We start from the raw sequence: 17932 nt of genomic DNA on the forward strand, positions 1-17932 counted from the left end.
CATGTCAGAATCAAATAATATCCAACCAACTACGGTAAAATGTCCAACTTGCCAAGCTCCAGTTATCTGGAACGAAGAGAGTCAATTTCGTCCATTCTGTAGTAAAAAATGCCAAATGATTGATTTTGGTGAGTGGGCTGATGAAGAAAAATCCATTGCTGGCGCCCCTGATATGTCAGATTCAGATGGCTGGTCTGAAGACCAATATTAATTCGATATTATCTGCTCCAATAAAATTCAAAAAAAGCGATCATTTATGATCGCTTTTTTTATGTTCACAGGCCACAGCATCAGACTAACTAAAGCATTTAAGTACTTGATTTAAAATAGGAACATTTGCTTCAGGGAATTCATAAGAAGCGAGTTCTAAAATAGGAACCCATAACCCTTGTTGTCCTTCCTTTCCATAAGGTTCACCTGCAAACTGAGTAACGGTGAAAAAATCAAAATAGAGAGATTTATCAGGGTAGTCATAATTTAACGACTCGAAAATGGTTAACTCCGTAGTTTCAATGCCAATCTCTTCATATAACTCTCTGATTAACGCCTGCTCTGCACTTTCCTCTTGCTCTACTTTCCCACCAGGAAATTCCCAGAATCCGCCCTTATGTGCTTTATCTGGGCGCTTAGTAATAAATACTTGGCTCTTATCTGCATTTAAAATAATGGCAGCAACTATATGTAATCGTTTCATTTATGGCCTTTATATCAATGATATACCTATAAAAAAGCCGCTAAAAATAGCGGCTTTCGATTATGAATCAACAGTGTATATCAACTAGATTTTACCGTGACACTGTTTGTATTTTTTACCTGAGCCACAAGGACAAACTTCATTACGCCCTACTTTTCGCTCATCGCGAACCATTGGTGTATGAGCTTCTTCTGCCGTTTCACCATCGTCTAATTGGCTTTCAGCATTTTGATGCTGCAGCTTCTGACGACGAGTCATTTCTTCCGCTTGTTGACGACGTTGCTCTTCCATGCGCTCAACATCTTCTTGTTGTTGTACACGCACTTTACTTAAAATTGAAATCACATCAAATTTTAACGTATCAAGTAAGCCTTCAAACAACTCAAACGATTCACGCTTGTACTCTTGTTTCGGGTTCTTCTGAGCATAACCACGTAAATGGATACCTTGACGAAGATGATCCATCGCCGCTAAGTGCTCTTTCCACAAACCATCAAGTGTTTGTAGCATAACTGCTTTTTCAAAGTTACGCAGAACTGATTCACCAACAGATTCTTCTTTATCTTTATAAACTTGAATCGCAGTTTCAATCACTTTTTCACGTAGATTATCTTCATGAAGTTTATCATCGCTATCTAACCACTCTTGAATTGGAATATCCAAATCAAAATCAGCACGTAGACGTGTTGTTAACCCTTCAACATCCCACATTTCTTCTAATGACTGTGCAGGAATATATTGACCAAATAGCCCTTCAAGAACATCTTGACGGTTATAAGCAATCATCTCGCTAATATCATCAACATTCATCAGCTCATCGCGCAGCTCATAAACGACTTTACGTTGATCATTGGCAACATCATCGTACTCAAGCAATTGCTTACGAATATCGAAGTTACGACCTTCAACTTTACGTTGTGCATTTTCAATCGCTTTTGTTACCCAAGGATGTTCAATTGCTTCACCCTCTTCCATACCTAACTTTTTCATCATGTTAGATACACGATCAGAAGCAAAGATACGCATTAGAGCATCTTCCATTGATAGGTAAAAGCGTGAAGAACCCGCATCACCTTGACGACCAGCACGACCACGTAATTGGTTATCGATACGACGAGACTCATGACGCTCTGTACCAATAATATGAAGGCCACCAGCGGCAAGTACTGCATCGTGAGCTTCTTTCCATTTAGCTTTCGCTTCTTGGATTTGTGCATCAGTAGGTTCGTTTATTTTAGCAAGCTCTGCCTGCCAGCTACCACCAAGAACGATATCCGTACCACGGCCTGCCATGTTAGTAGCAATAGTTACCGCACTTGTTGTACCTGCATTCGCAACGATGTCTGCTTCTTTTTCATGGAATTTAGCATTAAGTACGTTGTGCTTAATTTTTGCTTTTTTCAATGCATTTGAAAGCAGTTCTGATTTTTCAATCGAAACGGTACCAACCAATACTGGCTGACCACGTTCAGAACAACCTTTAATGTCTTCAATGATAGCTGCAAATTTTTCTGCTTCTGTCATGTAGACTAAATCACCCATATCATTACGAGTCATTGGACGGTTAGTTGGAATTACTACCGTATCAAGACCATAAATAGATTGGAATTCAAAAGCTTCCGTATCAGCTGTACCCGTCATACCTGACAGTTTGTCATATAGACGGAAGAAGTTTTGGAAAGTGATTGATGCTAATGTTTGGTTTTCGTTCTGAATTTTAACACCTTCTTTTGCTTCAACAGCTTGGTGTAGACCTTCAGACCAACGACGACCTGGCATTGTACGACCAGTATGCTCATCAACAATGATAACTTCATCGTCTTTTACAATGTAGTCCACGTCTTTTTCAAACAATACATGTGCACGTAATGCTGCATTGATGTGATGAAGTAAGCTGATGTTAGCTGGAGAATACAAGGTATCATCCGCTTCCATTAAACCTTCATCTTTTAATAGCTGTTCAACAAACTCTTGACCGTTTTCAGTCAGGTGCGTTTGTTTTCCTTTTTCATCTAATGTGTAGTGACCTTCACCGCGATACTCTTCACTGTCTTCTTCATCTTGTTTCACAAGTTGAGGGATCAGTGTATTAATTCGCGTATAAAGCGCAGAGCTATCTTCCGCAGGACCAGAAATGATAAGAGGGGTACGAGCTTCATCGATTAAGATTGAATCCACTTCATCGATTACTGCGAAATAGCGTTCACGTTGAACACGATCTTCAGCACGGAAAGCCATGTTGTCACGTAGATAGTCAAAACCAAATTCGTTATTTGTGCCATATAAAATATCGCATAAATACGCTTGTTTTTTCTCTTGAGGTGGCATGTTTGGCACGTTGATACCAACAGTCATGCCTAAGAATTCAAATAACTCTCGGTTAGTTTCAGCATCACGCTTTGCAAGGTAATCATTCACCGTTACGACGTGAACGCCTTTGCCCGTTAATGCATTTAAATAACATGGTAGAGTTGCTGTTAGTGTTTTACCTTCACCAGTACGCATTTCTGCAATTTGGCTATCGTTCAGAACCATACCACCAATCATTTGAACGTCAAAGTGGCGCATACCATACAGACGTTTAGATGCTTCACGTACCGTCGCAAACGCTTCTGGTAGTAAACTATCTAAATCTTCACCTTGCTCTAAACGTGCACGGAACTCGATTGTTTTCGCTTTTAATTCTTCGTCTTGTAATGATTCGAATTGTGGTTCGAGTTTATTAATTTGATCTACGATTTTACGTAGCTTACGTAATGTACGATCATTACGGCTACCGATAACTTTTGTTAGAATTTTAGAAAACATGATTCCGTTGCTTCTCTTATCTCTATGATCATTTCTGATCGGTTTATCTGAAATGTGAATCAATCACCTAGAGAAATTACTCTAAGAAAAAAACTTCTTTATATACTTATCTTATGGGGATTCGACTTTGATTTTTCAAGGCCTATCATGATAGTTGTGTTGCTAGTCATCATAAGTAATAATTAGGAAAGTATAAGCGATAATGTAAAGCAATCCTAAGCTAAATCCGTAGAGTTTGATTTCAATTCTGAAAAATTCAGATCTAATTGGCATTTATGACTTTTTCTTTGGTGTTAGCCTATTAAATAGCACTCTATATATGAGAATTACTAACGATGCGAGACCACAGACCCCAGCCTGCGAATGATTTTTTTAATAATACTCGCTTTAAAGATATTCAAGAAAAGGCGATTATTCTATCTAAATTATCGCATGTACTAAAAGATGCGTTACCCGCGGGTTGTGAAGATCATTGCCGCGTGGCAAATTACCGCCAAGGATCTTTAGTGATCGAAGTCTCGGGTAGCGTTTGGGCAACACGAATAAACTATGAAAGATTAGCCATATTATCTGCTTTTCGCCGCCATGGATTACCTGGATTATCGAATCTAGAAATTAAAATCAATCCGGATCTTGCTCGATCTTTTGTTGGTGAAAAGCCGGCGGTGTACAAAACTGAAAAACAAGCAAAGCGAGAATTATCGGCAGCAGCAGCAAGTGCATTGGAAATGGTCGCAGAGACTGCATCACCAAAACTTAAAAAGAGATTAGAGAGCTTAGCTGCATTAGCAAATAAGAAATAGAAATAGAAATAGAAATAGAAATAGAAATAGAAATAGAAATATTACAGACAAAAAAAAGCCAAGCATAATGCTTGGCTTTTTAATTTTATGATGGATTAAGCAAGTACCATTCCTGGCTGCATAAATGCAACTGGTGATTCTTGTTCATCTTCAATGGTTGTCCACTCCCATGCTTCTTGATCGGCAAGAACAGCACGAAGTAGCTGATTATTCAGAGCGTGACCTGATTTATAAGCGCTTATTTGACCCAAGATACTATGACCACACATATATAGGTCACCCACAGCATCTAGAACTTTATGCGTTACAAATTCATTATCAAAACGTAATCCGTCTTCATTTAGAATACGGTAATCATCTAGTACGATTGCACAATCAAAGCTACCACCTAAACATAGGTTTTGCGATTGTAAGTACTCGATATCACGCATAAACCCGAAAGTACGAGCTCGTGAGATATCTTTGATGAACGATTGGCTTGAAAAATCAAACACTAACTTTTGGTCATCTGAGTCAATTGCTGGGTGATTGAAGTCAATAGTAAAATCTAAGCGGAAACCGTTATAAGGACGAATTTCTGCCCACTTATCACCATCTTCAATGCGAACAGGTTTCTTAATACGAATGAATTTCTTCGCTGTATTAAGTTCTTCAATACCCGCTGACTGTAAAAGATATACAAAAGGACTTGCACTGCCATCCATAATTGGAATTTCAGGAGCATCAACTTCGATAACTACGTTATCAATGCCCATGCCTGCCAATGCAGCATTTAAGTGTTCAACCGTTGAGATTCTTACGCCTTCATCATTAACTAACGCTGTACATAGCATTGTATCGCGTACTGACTCTGGGTCCGCAGGGAAATCAACAGGTGGGTTAAGGTCGGTACGACGATAAATAACACCTGTGTTTGCTGCTGCTGGACGAAGAGTAAGCGTGACCTTACGGCCTGAGTGCAAACCCACGCCTGTCATTTGTACGATACTTTTCAGTGTACGTTGTCTGATCATATGCTCATCTCAACTATAAATATGCTTGATTTCAAACCAATTCTAAGAACTGGTCTGATATTCTAGCACACAATTTTCTATAAAACCAAATCGTTTGATGATTAATTAGTCAGCTTGACGTCGTAAAAACGCAGGGATATCTAAATAATCTTCTTTCTGATCTGGCTTAGCTTGCGCTGCACCAGCATTCTGAACACCTGCCGCTGGCGACGTTGATGGTGTAGTTTGCGGTGCTGCTGATTTAGTTACCTGCACATTTTGTGCCGCTTTCTCAACCGTTGGCTCAACAACTGGAGCTTTCGCTTGAACAGATGCTTGAACTACCGGTTGTGCTGCAGGTGCTGACTGAGCCGGAGCTGTCGTTGTTTTATTTGTTACTAACGTGATTTCTGGTTTTTTTTCAGAACCAATACCCGTAGCAACAACAGTTACTCGAATTTCATCCGTCATATCAGGGTCAAGAGAAGTACCAATAACCACTGTTGCATTATCAGATGCAAAAGCTTTTACTGTGTTACCAACAGTTTCAAACTCATCAAGGCGCATATCAAGGCCAGCAGTAATGTTAACAAGAACACCACGAGCACCAGCAAGATCGATATCTTCAAGTAATGGACTTGAAATCGCTTCTTCTGCAGCTTGTTCAGCTCGGTCTTCACCGACTGCAATACCACTACCCATCATTGCATGTCCCATTTCAGACATAACTGTACGAACATCGGCGAAATCGACGTTGATCATACCTGGGCGTGTAATCAGCTCAGCAATACCTTGAACCGCATTACGAAGAACATCATTTGCTTTTGCAAATGCTTCTAATAATGTAATCCCGCGGCCAAGTACTTTTAACAATTTCTCGTTTGGAATCGTAATTAATGAGTCAACGTGTTTAGATAACTCTTCAATACCTTGCTCAGCAAAAGCAAGACGTTTACGTCCTTCAAAACTAAACGGTTTTGTTACAACAGCAACCGTTAGAATATTTAATTCTTTTGCAACTTCAGCAATAATTGGCGCAGCACCTGTACCAGTACCACCACCCATACCAGCTGCGATAAATACCATATCGGCACCAGCTAATACTTCTTTAATTGCTTCACGATCTTCTAGCGCAGCATCACGACCAACTTGCGGGTTTGCACCTGCACCTAAGCCTTTTGTGATGTCTCCACCAATTTGAATAACTGTATTTACACTAGTCTTACGAAGAGCTTGCGCATCAGTATTTACACTAATGAATTCAACACCTTCAATTGACTCACGTACCATGTGCTCGATAGCATTACCGCCACCACCACCTACACCGACTACTTTAATTACTGCTTCGTCGGACATTTCCATCATCGGCTCAAACATCTGTTCTCTCCGTTTCTTCCTGTTCGCTCAGGTTAAAACTCTTTTAGTATCCAATTTTTAAATTTCTTCATTACAGTTGTAAAAGATTGCTGCTTATTCGGCACATAATCTTCATCGTCATGTAATTGACTTTCTTTACCGTAATGCAAAAGCCCTACCGCTGTTGCTTGATAAGGCTCTTTTACGTAATCTGTTAGGCCTGTTACCTCTAAAGGTTGGCCTATTCTAACTTGGGTCTGGAACACGCGCTCAGCACAATCTACCAAACCATTAATTTGTGATCCGCCACCAGTTAATACAATACCTGCGGCAAGATGGTGCTTTGTACCTTCAGCGCGTAATTTATCTTGAATAGCAAGAACACGCTGGTTTACAAGCCCGAGTAGCTCAGAATACCTTGGTTCAATCACTTCTGCTAGCATTCTTCGCTGTAAACTTCTAGAAGGTCGACCGCCAACACTCGGTACGTTAACCGTTTCATCACGATTAATGTGTTCACTAATGGCACTACCGTATTTTACTTTTAATTTTTCAGCATCGTTGAATGGCGTACCAAAAGCGTAAGCAATGTCACTTGTTACTGCATTTCCAGCATAAGGAAGGACCTCTGCATGGCGCAATGAACCATCTGTCCAAATCGCAATATCCATTGTTCCGGCGCCGATATCAACGACACAAACACCTAAATCTCGCTCATCTTCTGTAATCACTGCATTACTTGATGCTAAACCAGAAAAGATGATGTGTTCAACTTTTAAGCCACAACGCTCTACCGCTTTAACGATATTACGCGCCATATCATTATGGCAGGTAATAAGATGAACACTCACTTCCATTCTCATACCCGATAACCCAATAGGATTACGAATACCTTTTTGAACATCAATAGAGAATTCTTGAGGGATAACATGTAGTGTGCGTTGTTCATCACCAATCTTAACTGATTTAGCGGTATGAATTACACTATCCATATCATCTTGGGTTACTTCTTCTTCAGAAATAGATCCCATACCTTTCTCTATTTGACTAGCAATGTGTTTACCCGATAAAGAAATAAACACAGAGGTAATGGTGCACTCTGCCATCAATTCAGCTTGGTCAATCGCTCTTTGAACCGATTTAACTACCGATTCAAGATCGTTAACGCCACCTTTATCCATTCCGCGAGAGGGACATGAACCAGAGCCAATAACGCTCACTTGGCCATCAGGTAAAACTTCGCCTACTAGTGCTGAGACCTTGTTTGTACCGATGTCTAAACCAACAATAATACTGCCTTCTGGCGTTTTACTCATGTCAATTCTCTTCTTTAATCTTCTACATTATCAGGCTTCCACCCAACTGCAGCGCCAGTATCATAACGAAGATCTATATAATCTATCGAATTCTTTTTATCATCTAATTGCTTATATAAAGCAATAAAACGCTGTACTCTTTCTTCTCGGGCATCACGACCAAGCTCTAGTCGAATACCATTATCCAATACAACCTGCCACGATAAACGTTCAGTTAATGCAACACTATGCACTGTTGTATTTATTACTTTAAATTGAGCCTGTAACTGATGCCAAAAATCGAGCACCTCTTTACTATTTGCTTCTGGACCAAATAACGCAGGTTTAGGTTCTAATAAATCACTCATTGGTGCATTAAAAACTACACCTTCAGGATTAACAATGACTTTATTATTCCATGTTGCTTCTGGCTGGTTTTCCACCACAAACACTTTTATCGTTTCTGGCCATTGCTTACGAACAGAAACCTGAGCGATCCACGGCAAAGACAATAAGGCATCTTGCAACTTATTAACATCCTGCGTCATGAAGGTCCCAATAGAGTCCATTGAGTCTATCGCTTCACGAATATCATCTGCCGTAATATGCTTCAACTGCCCTTGGATAATCATATGAGATAAAGGCAATCTATCTTCATCTGTCATCCAACTTATCGTTGAGGCAACCAGCCATAATGAAATCATCACAACCAAAGAAAGAAAAAGCGCACCTGGCAGGTGTTTTCTTATTTTTTCTTTATCAAATGAAGTATTCATTTTGACCGTCTTAATCATATTATTTTCACAACAGAGCCAAAATCTCGTCATCACTTTTATATTACATAAAATGACTGCGTTTTGATGGCATTAAAATAAATTCATCTAATAACTATAGGGTGCAAAAACCCTCTATCCCAGTTTCTGATAGGATATTATTAATACAATGAGGATTCTATCTCATTATTCGTGTTTTTATTAGAAGTTCTAACTAATTAAACAATTATTACCCTAATGTTTTCATTGTTTCAATATTTAACTCTAATGAAGCTAGCTGTTTTGCTAGTTTACCAACATCACCAGCACCCTGTGTCAGGACTAAATCACCTTCTTGAATGATATTAGCTAATACTGGTGGTAACGCTTCTATATTTGGCACAAAAATAGGATCAATTTTTCCACGGCCACGAATAGTTCGGCATAATGCTCGACCATCGGCACCTACAATTGGGGTTTCACCTGCAGAGTACACATCAAGCATGATAAGAACGTCTACATTATCCAATACATTCGCAAAATCATCATATAAATCACGAGTTCGGCTATAACGATGCGGTTGGAAGATCATAACTAAACGCTTATCAGCCCAACCTGCACGGGCAGCTTTTATCGTTACATCAACTTCTGTTGGATGATGACCATAATCATCCACCAACATTGCAGAACCATTACCCGTTTCAAATTCACCTAATTGGTCAAAACGACGACCTGCGCCTTCAAAATTCAACAGTGCGGATAGAATTGCTTCATCTTCTACTTCCTCTTCTGTTGCCACTGCAATCGCAGCAGTTGCATTCAAGGCGTTATGCTTTCCTGGAATATTAAGAACAATATCTAAATCAGTACGATCTTTTCTTTGTACTGTGAAGAAACTTTGTTGAGCAACTTGACGATAGTTAACTAAACGAACATCCGCATCTTCTGAAAAACCATACGTAATAACCTGACGACTGACTCGAGGTAATAGCTCTCTTACCACATCATCATCAATGCACATTACCGCTTGACCATAAAACGGCAGATTATGAAGGAAATCAATAAACGTTTGTTTTAATACTTCAAAGTCACCGCCATAGGTATCCATGTGGTCAGCTTCGATATTAGTAACAATACTAACCATTGGTTGAAGGTGCAAAAATGAAGCATCACTTTCATCGGCTTCTGCAATAAGAAAACGACTAGAACCTAAACGTGCATTTGTACCTGCATTTTTAACCAAACCACCATTAACAAACGTTGGATCCAAACCTGCTTCTGAGTAGATTTGAGTCGTTAATGCTGTAGTCGTTGTTTTCCCGTGAGTTCCGGCAACCGCAATACCATGACGGTAACGCATCAGCTCGGCCAACATTTCTGCACGGCGGATCACTGGAATACGGTTTTCTTTCGCAGCTACAATTTCAGGATTCATTGGATCAATCGCGGTAGATACCACAACAACACTGGCTTTTTCTACATTGCTTGCTTGGTGACCAAAAAAGATCGTTGCGCCTTTTTGAGCTAAACGAACAGTGACTGTATTTTCAGCCATATCTGAACCACTGATGTTATAGCCTTCGTTTAAAAGTACTTCGGCAATACCACTCATGCCTGCGCCACCAATACCAACAAAGTGAATGCATTCTACACGGCGCATTTCAGGGATCATGGTTCTAATTTCAGCTAATTGCAGTTTCTGATCTTTTATCATTCTAAATCTCAATTCTTCTATTTTGCGAGGTCTTTAATCGCACTGGCAACACGTACGTCAGCATCAATAATGGCTGCCTTACGAGCATTACATGCCATTTCTAATAATTCTTTTCGCTCTAAACCATTCAGTGTATCAACCAAACCCCGAACTGTTAAATCTTGTTGTTCAATCATTTGCGCTGCGCCACACTGTACAAGGTGATCCGCATTTAATGCTTGTTGACGATCTTTGTGCATAAAGGGAATAAATACAGAGCCAACACCAGCAGCTGAAACTTCAGATACCGTTAGCGCACCTGAACGGCACACCAATAAATCAGCCCATGCATAAGCCGCAGCAACATCATCAATAAACTCTGTTACGTTCGCGTCTGTCATTCCATTATCACAATATGCTTGATAAACCGTTTCTTGATTGCCTTTGCCTGCTTGATGCCAAATTTCAACAGAGTGATTCAGTTTTGGCAATGCTTCTGGCAATGTCGTATTAAGAATACGGGCACCTTGACTACCTCCCATGATTAATACACGAATAGGGCCACTACGTTCAGCAAATCGTTCGCTTGGATGAGGCAATTGACATACATCTTCCCTTACTGGATTACCAACGACGTCTGCATTTGGAAAAGCACCCGGAAACGCTTGAAATACACGTTTAGCAATTTTAGATAACCACTGGTTGGTTAAGCCAGCAACGGCATTTTGTTCATGCAATACAACAGGGATACCAGATAACCAAGCAGCAATACCACCAGGGCCACTTACGTACCCTCCCATTCCAAGTACAACATCAGGCTGCCATGCTTTGATATGCTTTTTAGCTTGAGAGATCGCGCCCAATATTTGAAACGGTGCAGCAAGCAACTTTTTAAAACCTTGTCCACGTAAGCCTTTTACTTTGATAAAGTCGATTTCAATACCATGTTTGGGTACTAAATCCGCTTCCATTCTATCTTCTGTACCTAACCAGCGAATTTCCCATCCTTCACTTTGTAGCTGTTTTGCTACTGCTAACCCAGGAAATACATGACCGCCAGTACCACCAGCCATCACTAATAAACGTTTATTTTTGTTCTTCATTTTCGCTCCGTGGAGGCTCGTTTTCTAAAAAGACGCGACATTCATGATCAATACGAATAAGCAGAGATACTGCTACTGACATAATAATTAAACTGGAACCGCCATAACTGATAAGAGGTAACGTTAATCCTTTCGTTGGCACAATACCCGCTGCCGCACCAACATTAACTAACGTTTGAAACGCAAACCAAATGCCGATACCAAAAGCTAAAAAACCACCAAAACGCTGATCATGTTGTAGACACTTACGTCCAATAAGCAGTGCTTTTAATACTAAGGAAAAAATCAAAACAAGGACAAGAGTAACACCAACGAATCCTAACTCTTCAGCCACTACCGCAAACACAAAGTCGGTATGAGCTTCTGGAAGATACTCTAATTTTTGAATTGAGTTACCTAATCCCTCACCAAACCAACTACCTCGACCAAATGCCATTAGCGATTGAGTTAGCTGATAACCACTGCCAAACGGATCTTGCCATGGGTCTAAGAAAGAGGTGACACGACGCATACGATAAGGTTCAGCCACAATCAATACGATAACTAATGAGATACCACTCATCACTAACGCTATAAATTGCCACAACTTAGCGCCTGCAATAAATAGCATGCCGATAGTGGTAACAAACATTACGATTGTTGTCCCTAGATCGGGCTGTAGCAGTAAGAAAAAAGCAAGACCAATAAGAACGACTAACGGTTTTACAAATCCTTTAAAACTGTCTCTCACCTCACCATGGCGACGAACAAGATAACCAGAAATAAAGACAAATAAAGAGAGTTTAGCAACCTCTGCAGGTTGTAAGTTAAAGATCCCTAACGGCAACCAACGCGCTGCACCATTAACGGATTTACCCACCACTAAAACAGCAGCCAATAACAAAAAAGAAATCAATAATAGGTGACTACTGTACTTCAACCAGTCATCTAATTTAATACGCAATACTATTGATGATGCACCCAACGCCAAACATACAAACAACATATGTCGCATCATAAAATGAAATGGCTGACCTGTTAAGCGAGTACTAATAGGGAACGATGCAGAACCTACCATAACAAGGCCGGTCAACATCAAAGCAAGAGCAATCCAAATCAACTGACGATCAAACATCACTTTAGGTGACGGGGTTAAACACCACTCTTGAACAGGAGATGTCCATTGTTTAATACGATCAATTATCAAAATTAACTCTCAGTTGAATATTGTTTTGCTAGTTGAGTGAACGCGTCACCTCTAGCCATAAAATTTGCGTACTGATCAAAACTCGCACATGCTGGAGATAACATCACCATGTCACCAGCGCTTAACGTAGGAAATAGCGTTTCAATTGCTTCATCCATTGTTTTACATAAACAAGAACGAGGATCCAATGGAATGAATTGATTTCCATCTTCCCCAAAGCAATACATCATTACATTTAATGCTTTTAATGCTGGTGCTAGCTCTGAGAAATCAGCACCCTTACCAACACCACCGACCAACAGATGTAATTTGCCATCAATTTTCAAACCAGACAATGCGGCTAATGTACTTGCCACATTCGTTGCTTTAGAGTCATTGACCCAACGAATGTCATGATTATCAGCGACAACTTGGCATCTATGTGTCAATCCATTGTAAGTTATTAATGTTTCTAGGGTTAAATCAAGATTAATTCCAACCGCATCCAACAAAGCAATCGCAACTAAGCTATTGGCTATATTGTGTTTACCCACTAAACCCAATTCATTGGTTGCAAGAATTTTTGTTGAACCTTTTGCTAAGTAATGAGTTTGATTTAATTCGATACAACCATAATCACCTTGATCAAAGCCAAAGCTCTTAACGGTTTTATCTTGTGTGTCTGGATAGGTAGCTCTGTCATCACGATTCACAATACACACTTCTGCGTGATCAAAAATACGTAACTTAGCTTGACGGTAATCGGCCATTCCTTGATATCTATCCATATGGTCTTCAGATAAATTTAAGAATGCTGCCGCTTTTAGTTTTAATGATGAGGTCGTTTCGAGTTGAAAACTTGATAACTCAAGTACATAAAGATCGGCGTCTTGCTCTAAAAGATCCAAAGCAGCAAAACCAATATTACCACCCACTGCCGTTTTAACACCGGCAGCATTAGCCATTTCACCGGTTAAATCTGTGACGGTACTTTTACCATTTGAGCCCGTAATGGCAATTACTGGTGCCGTAACCGCCCAAGCAAACAACTCAATATCACCAACAACAGGCGTGCCTTGCTCTATCACAGGTTGTAATTGTGGTGAGGCTAGTGCGATACCTGGGTTGGTTACAATAAGATCTGCTTCTAAAAGCCACTCTTGCTGCCAACCACCGGCGTGTAACTCAACCTGTTCAGGCAATTGTTCTTGGCCTGGCGGTGTATCACGAGTATCAATAACCTTTATTGTTAACGCTTCAGGCTGTCGTAGTAGATGCTTAACAACAGATAAGCCTGTCATACCTAACCCAACAACAACAACATTTTTAACACCACCAAAACCAGTCATATTAACGTACCTTCAATGTCGCTAATGCAATAAGAACCAATAACATAGAGATAATCCAAAAACGTACAATAACACGTGGTTCTGGCCATCCTTTCAGTTCGTAATGGTGATGTATTGGAGCCATACGGAAAATACGCTGACCACGTAGTTTATATGAACCTACTTGAAGAATTACCGATAAGGTTTCAACAACGAATACACCGCCCATGATCACTAATAAGAACTCTTGACGAACAAGAACAGCAATCGTACCTAATGCACCACCTAGTGCTAACGAACCTACATCGCCCATAAATACTTGTGCTGGGTAAGTGTTAAACCATAGGAAACCAAAGCCAGCACCAACGATTGCGGCACAAACAACTACCAATTCACTTGCTTGTGGAATGTGTGGAATGTGTAAGTAATTCGCAAACTGTACATTACCTGTTGCCCATGCAATAAAGGCAAAACCTGCAGCAACGAATACCGTTGGCATAATCGCTAAGCCATCAAGACCATCGGTTAAGTTAACCGCATTACTTGTTCCGACAATAACAAAGTAGGTTAATAGGATATAAGTCAGACCAAGTTGAGGCATGATGTCCTTAAAGAAAGGAACAACAAGCTGAGTTGCCGCGGTATCTTTACCGTAAGCGTACAGTGCAAAAGCAACAACAAGCGCGATTGCAGATTGCCAAAAATATTTCCAACGAGCGATAAGCCCATCGGTATTTTTACGTACCACTTTGCGATAATCATCAACAAAACCGACAGCACCATAGCCTAATAACACAAACATAACCGCCCATACATAAGGGTTTGTAAGGTCTGCCCATAAGAGAACGGTTACCGAAATGGCGGTTAAAATCATGATACCGCCCATCGTTGGGGTACCACGTTTACTAAAGTGAGATTCAGGACCATCATCACGAACCACTTGACCAATTTGCAGGCTCTGTAACCATCTAATTAGTTTAGGTCCCATCCATAATGAAATAGATAATGCCGTGATAATACTTAAAATAGCTCGGAAGCTAAGGTATTCAAATAAACGAAAAAACGGAAAATATTGCTCTAGAAAGTTTGATAACCAGATGATCATTACTGACACTCCTTAAGAGCAGAAACCACTTCGCTCATACGTGAACTATTGGCACCTTTTACTAACACGGTAACCTCATTATGTTTAATTAATTGTAATTGTTGCAGTACATAGCTATTTAATGCATCACGAGACTCAAAATGATGCCCCTCACATAACTCACTAATTACCTTTGTGTCGTCGCCAAAAGTAAGTACTTGCTCAAATTGATATGGGGCAGCATATTCACCAACTTCACGATGAAGTGCAAGGCTTTCTTCTCCAAGCTCTGCCATATTCCCTAAAACAAGCCAACGATTGCCGCTAAATCCGCCTAATAAATCCACTGCCGCTTTCATAGCAGGAACACTGGCATTGTATGTATCATCAATCACCTTAAGTCCTGACGGTAAGATCTCTACAGCGACTCTACCTTTAACATTACCTAACGCTTGTAAACCTTGCTGGATATCATCCAATGTACATTTTGCTTGAATTGCTAATGCTGCTGCTGCAACGGCATTGGCAACATTATGTTTTCCAATAATCGCTAAAGAAACACTGACACTGCCAATTGGAGTGTTTAAGTTGAATGACGGTTCACCCAGTGCATTCACCTCTATACTACTGGCATAAAAGTCAGCTTGGTGATTATCTTGAGAAAAACTAAATACCGTTTTACCCACAAATAAAGCGTTCCAATCAGGTAAGCCGTTACTATCTAGATTATAAATAGCGGTACCGTTCTCTTTTAGACCTTCAAAGATCTCACCTTTTGCCTTAGCAACTCCCTCTATCGAGCCAAAGCCTTCTAGATGCGCCGCCGCGATATTATTGACCAAGGCTACATTAGGTTGAACAAGTTGTGTGGTATAGGCGATTTCATTTTGATGATTAGCCCCTAATTCAATAACGGCAAAATCATTACTTGGTTGAGAGCGTAATAAGGTTAATGGAACACCAATTTCATTATTAAAATTACCCGCCGTCGCTAGTACTTCTCCTGAGAATTTCAAGATAGAGGCTAACATCTCTTTTACGGTTGTTTTTCCACAACTTCCTGTTAGCGCCAGCGTAAATGTATTGCATTGCTGATGAACGTATTGACCTAATAAGCCTAGCGCTTTTTCGGTATCATCAACGACGATTTGAGGTAATAGAGAGTCAACCTCACGCGAAACTAATAGCGCAACGGCACCTTGTTCTTGAGCAACAGAAATAAAAGAATGAGCATCAAAACGCTCACCAATAAGTGCAACAAACAGCCCTTTTTCTGCCATATTTCGACTATCAGTAGAAACACTTAAAATTGTGGTGTCAGAGCCAATTAAGCGTCCCTGACACGCTTGAGCAATCTCATTTAATGACATTAACATCATGATGATAATCCTAATAATTTCTGGGCGGTTTCACGATCTGAGTAATGGATAGTCTCATTAGCAAGCACTTGATAATCTTCATGGCCTTTGCCTGCGAGTAAAATAATATCCTTTTCATTCGCTTGAGAAAGTGCAAACTGGCACGCATCAAATCGATGATGAATAACATGAGCTGCTTCAGGTTGCTTCAAGCCAGCTAACATATCATTGGTAATAAGCGTAGGATCTTCAGAGCGAGGATTATCATCACTTAAAATAACAACATCTGCTTGCTGCTCAGCAATAGCGGCCATCATCGGGCGTTTACCCGTATCTCTGTCTCCACCACAACCGAAAATACACCATAACTTACCATCACAATGTACTCGTAATGCTTGTAGTGCTTTCTCTAGAGCATCAGGAGTATGAGCATAATCAACAACAACTTTCGCTCTGTTTTCTGAACTAAAAAGCTCCATTCGACCAATAACTGCTGTTAACTTTGGTGCGGCTTCGGCTAGCTTTTTAATATCGTAACCAAGAGATAAAAGCGTCGCAAAAGCAACCAATATATTACTGGCATTAAATGCGCCAATTAATGGTACAGAAAGCTCTGTATTTCCCCAATCAGATACCAATGTTAATTGAATACCATCGGTAGAATACGCAACAGAGGTAGCAAATACTTTTTGACCAGAATGACCAACGAGCTGTTCTTCATTAAGTGATACACCAACAGCATGAGGTAACTCTTTTAACCAAGAGAGACCAATCGCGTCATCTGCATTGATAATTGAATGCTTAGGTTTATGAGCGGTAAATAACAGTTTTTTCGCTTCAGCGTAATTCTCCATAGAGCCATGATAATCAAGATGATCACGACTTAGATTGGTAAATACAGCAGCATCAAAAGACAACGCGTTAACACGACCCTGAACTAAACCATGAGAAGAGATCTCCAATGCGGTTAATTCAGCACCTACACTTTCAAGTTCACTTAATGTTTGTTGAATTTCAATTGGGCTTCCCGTGGTATTTAGCGCCGGTTTTAAATCCGTTAATAAACCATTTCCCGTTGTGCCCATTACTCCCGCTGCCGTATCTAATAAGCTAGCCCACTGTGCAATGATCTGTGAAATGGTTGTTTTACCGTTAGTTCCCGTAATACCAACCAATTGCATCTTTCGTTTATCTGCTTGATAAAAACGTCCTGCAATAGCACTTAGCTTTTCTGATAACGAATCAATATAAACCACAATAGTTTGATCTATAGTTATCACTTTTCCTGCGACATTGTCGGCATCAGCATCGGCAATTACGGCAACCGCTCCATTAGCGATTGCTGAAGAAATAAACTGTCGGCCATCAACGGCATGACCTTTAATTGCCACAAATAAACAACCCGCTGAAACTTTACGACTGTCCAATGTCATGGATGAAATTGCCACAGCTTGAGTTAACTCGCACCAAGGCAACAGTAATTCAGATAACTGCATCATCA

The 17932-nt window shown here is 40.2% G+C and carries 15 protein-coding genes; 2 read left to right on the forward strand and 13 right to left on the reverse strand.

Annotated features, from left to right (window positions below; all coding sequences use genetic code 11):
- Position 1: 1 nt before the first annotated feature.
- Positions 2–211, forward strand: a complete 210-nt coding sequence (yacG, locus tag ED622_RS09550) for a DNA gyrase inhibitor YacG (RefSeq protein ID WP_122033659.1) — start codon at positions 2–4, stop codon at positions 209–211.
- A gap of 84 nt (positions 212–295) precedes the next feature.
- On the opposite strand, the gene mutT is transcribed toward yacG, so the two are convergent.
- Positions 296–694, reverse strand: a complete 399-nt coding sequence (mutT, locus tag ED622_RS09555; RefSeq protein ID WP_122033660.1) for an 8-oxo-dGTP diphosphatase MutT — start codon at positions 692–694, stop codon at positions 296–298.
- Between the two features lie 84 nt (positions 695–778).
- Complete coding sequence (secA, locus tag ED622_RS09560) at positions 779–3502, reverse strand: preprotein translocase subunit SecA (RefSeq protein WP_122033661.1); 2724 nt, start codon at positions 3500–3502, stop codon at positions 779–781.
- A 335-nt stretch (positions 3503–3837) separates the two neighbouring features.
- On the opposite strand from secA, the gene ED622_RS09565 reads away from it, so the two are divergent.
- On the forward strand, positions 3838–4305 hold the full coding sequence (locus tag ED622_RS09565; RefSeq protein WP_122033662.1) for a DUF721 domain-containing protein: 468 nt from the start codon (positions 3838–3840) through the stop codon (positions 4303–4305).
- A gap of 95 nt (positions 4306–4400) precedes the next feature.
- Here the strand turns inward: ED622_RS09565 and lpxC are convergent, their stop codons facing one another.
- The 11 genes from lpxC to murE form a co-directional block, all read right to left on the reverse strand.
- Entirely contained in the window at positions 4401–5318 is a 918-nt protein-coding gene (lpxC, locus tag ED622_RS09570; protein WP_122033663.1) for a UDP-3-O-acyl-N-acetylglucosamine deacetylase, read from the reverse strand.
- Positions 5319–5423: 105 nt separating this feature from the next.
- Positions 5424–6674, reverse strand: coding sequence for a cell division protein FtsZ (gene ftsZ, locus ED622_RS09575; RefSeq protein ID WP_122033664.1), 1251 nt, complete (start codon positions 6672–6674; stop codon positions 5424–5426).
- A 32-nt stretch (positions 6675–6706) separates the two neighbouring features.
- Positions 6707–7969, reverse strand: a complete 1263-nt coding sequence (gene ftsA / locus ED622_RS09580) for a cell division protein FtsA (protein WP_122033665.1) — start codon at positions 7967–7969, stop codon at positions 6707–6709.
- 14 nt (positions 7970–7983) lie between these two features.
- Positions 7984–8724: a cell division protein FtsQ/DivIB gene (locus tag ED622_RS09585; protein ID WP_254052619.1), complete on the reverse strand. Its 741-nt coding sequence runs from the start codon at positions 8722–8724 to the stop codon at positions 7984–7986.
- Between the two features lie 226 nt (positions 8725–8950).
- Complete coding sequence (murC, locus tag ED622_RS09590) at positions 8951–10414, reverse strand: UDP-N-acetylmuramate--L-alanine ligase (RefSeq protein WP_122033667.1); 1464 nt, start codon at positions 10412–10414, stop codon at positions 8951–8953.
- A 17-nt stretch (positions 10415–10431) separates the two neighbouring features.
- Positions 10432–11496, reverse strand: a complete 1065-nt coding sequence (murG, locus tag ED622_RS09595; RefSeq protein WP_122033668.1) for an undecaprenyldiphospho-muramoylpentapeptide beta-N-acetylglucosaminyltransferase — start codon at positions 11494–11496, stop codon at positions 10432–10434.
- Complete coding sequence (gene ftsW, locus ED622_RS09600) at positions 11480–12682, reverse strand: cell division protein FtsW (RefSeq protein ID WP_122033669.1); 1203 nt, start codon at positions 12680–12682, stop codon at positions 11480–11482. Before ftsW ends, murG begins: the two co-directional genes overlap by 17 nt.
- A 2-nt stretch (positions 12683–12684) precedes the next feature.
- On the reverse strand, positions 12685–14010 hold the full coding sequence (gene murD, locus ED622_RS09605) for a UDP-N-acetylmuramoyl-L-alanine--D-glutamate ligase (RefSeq protein WP_122033670.1): 1326 nt from the start codon (positions 14008–14010) through the stop codon (positions 12685–12687).
- 1 nt (position 14011) lies between these two features.
- A complete protein-coding gene (mraY, locus tag ED622_RS09610; protein WP_122033671.1) occupies positions 14012–15094 on the reverse strand; it encodes a phospho-N-acetylmuramoyl-pentapeptide-transferase in 1083 nt (360 codons plus the stop codon).
- Positions 15094–16452: a UDP-N-acetylmuramoyl-tripeptide--D-alanyl-D-alanine ligase gene (murF, locus tag ED622_RS09615; protein WP_122033672.1), complete on the reverse strand. Its 1359-nt coding sequence runs from the start codon at positions 16450–16452 to the stop codon at positions 15094–15096. The genes mraY and murF overlap by 1 nt, the downstream gene beginning before the upstream one ends.
- Positions 16449–17930 (reverse strand): UDP-N-acetylmuramoyl-L-alanyl-D-glutamate--2,6-diaminopimelate ligase, encoded by a 1482-nt coding sequence (murE, locus tag ED622_RS09620; RefSeq protein ID WP_122033673.1) that lies wholly within the window; start codon positions 17928–17930, stop codon positions 16449–16451. The genes murF and murE overlap by 4 nt, the downstream gene beginning before the upstream one ends.
- Positions 17931–17932 lie beyond the last annotated feature (2 nt).

The sequence above is a fragment of the Aliivibrio sp. EL58 genome, from assembly GCF_900312675.1.
Lineage (GTDB): Bacteria > Pseudomonadota > Gammaproteobacteria > Enterobacterales > Vibrionaceae > Aliivibrio.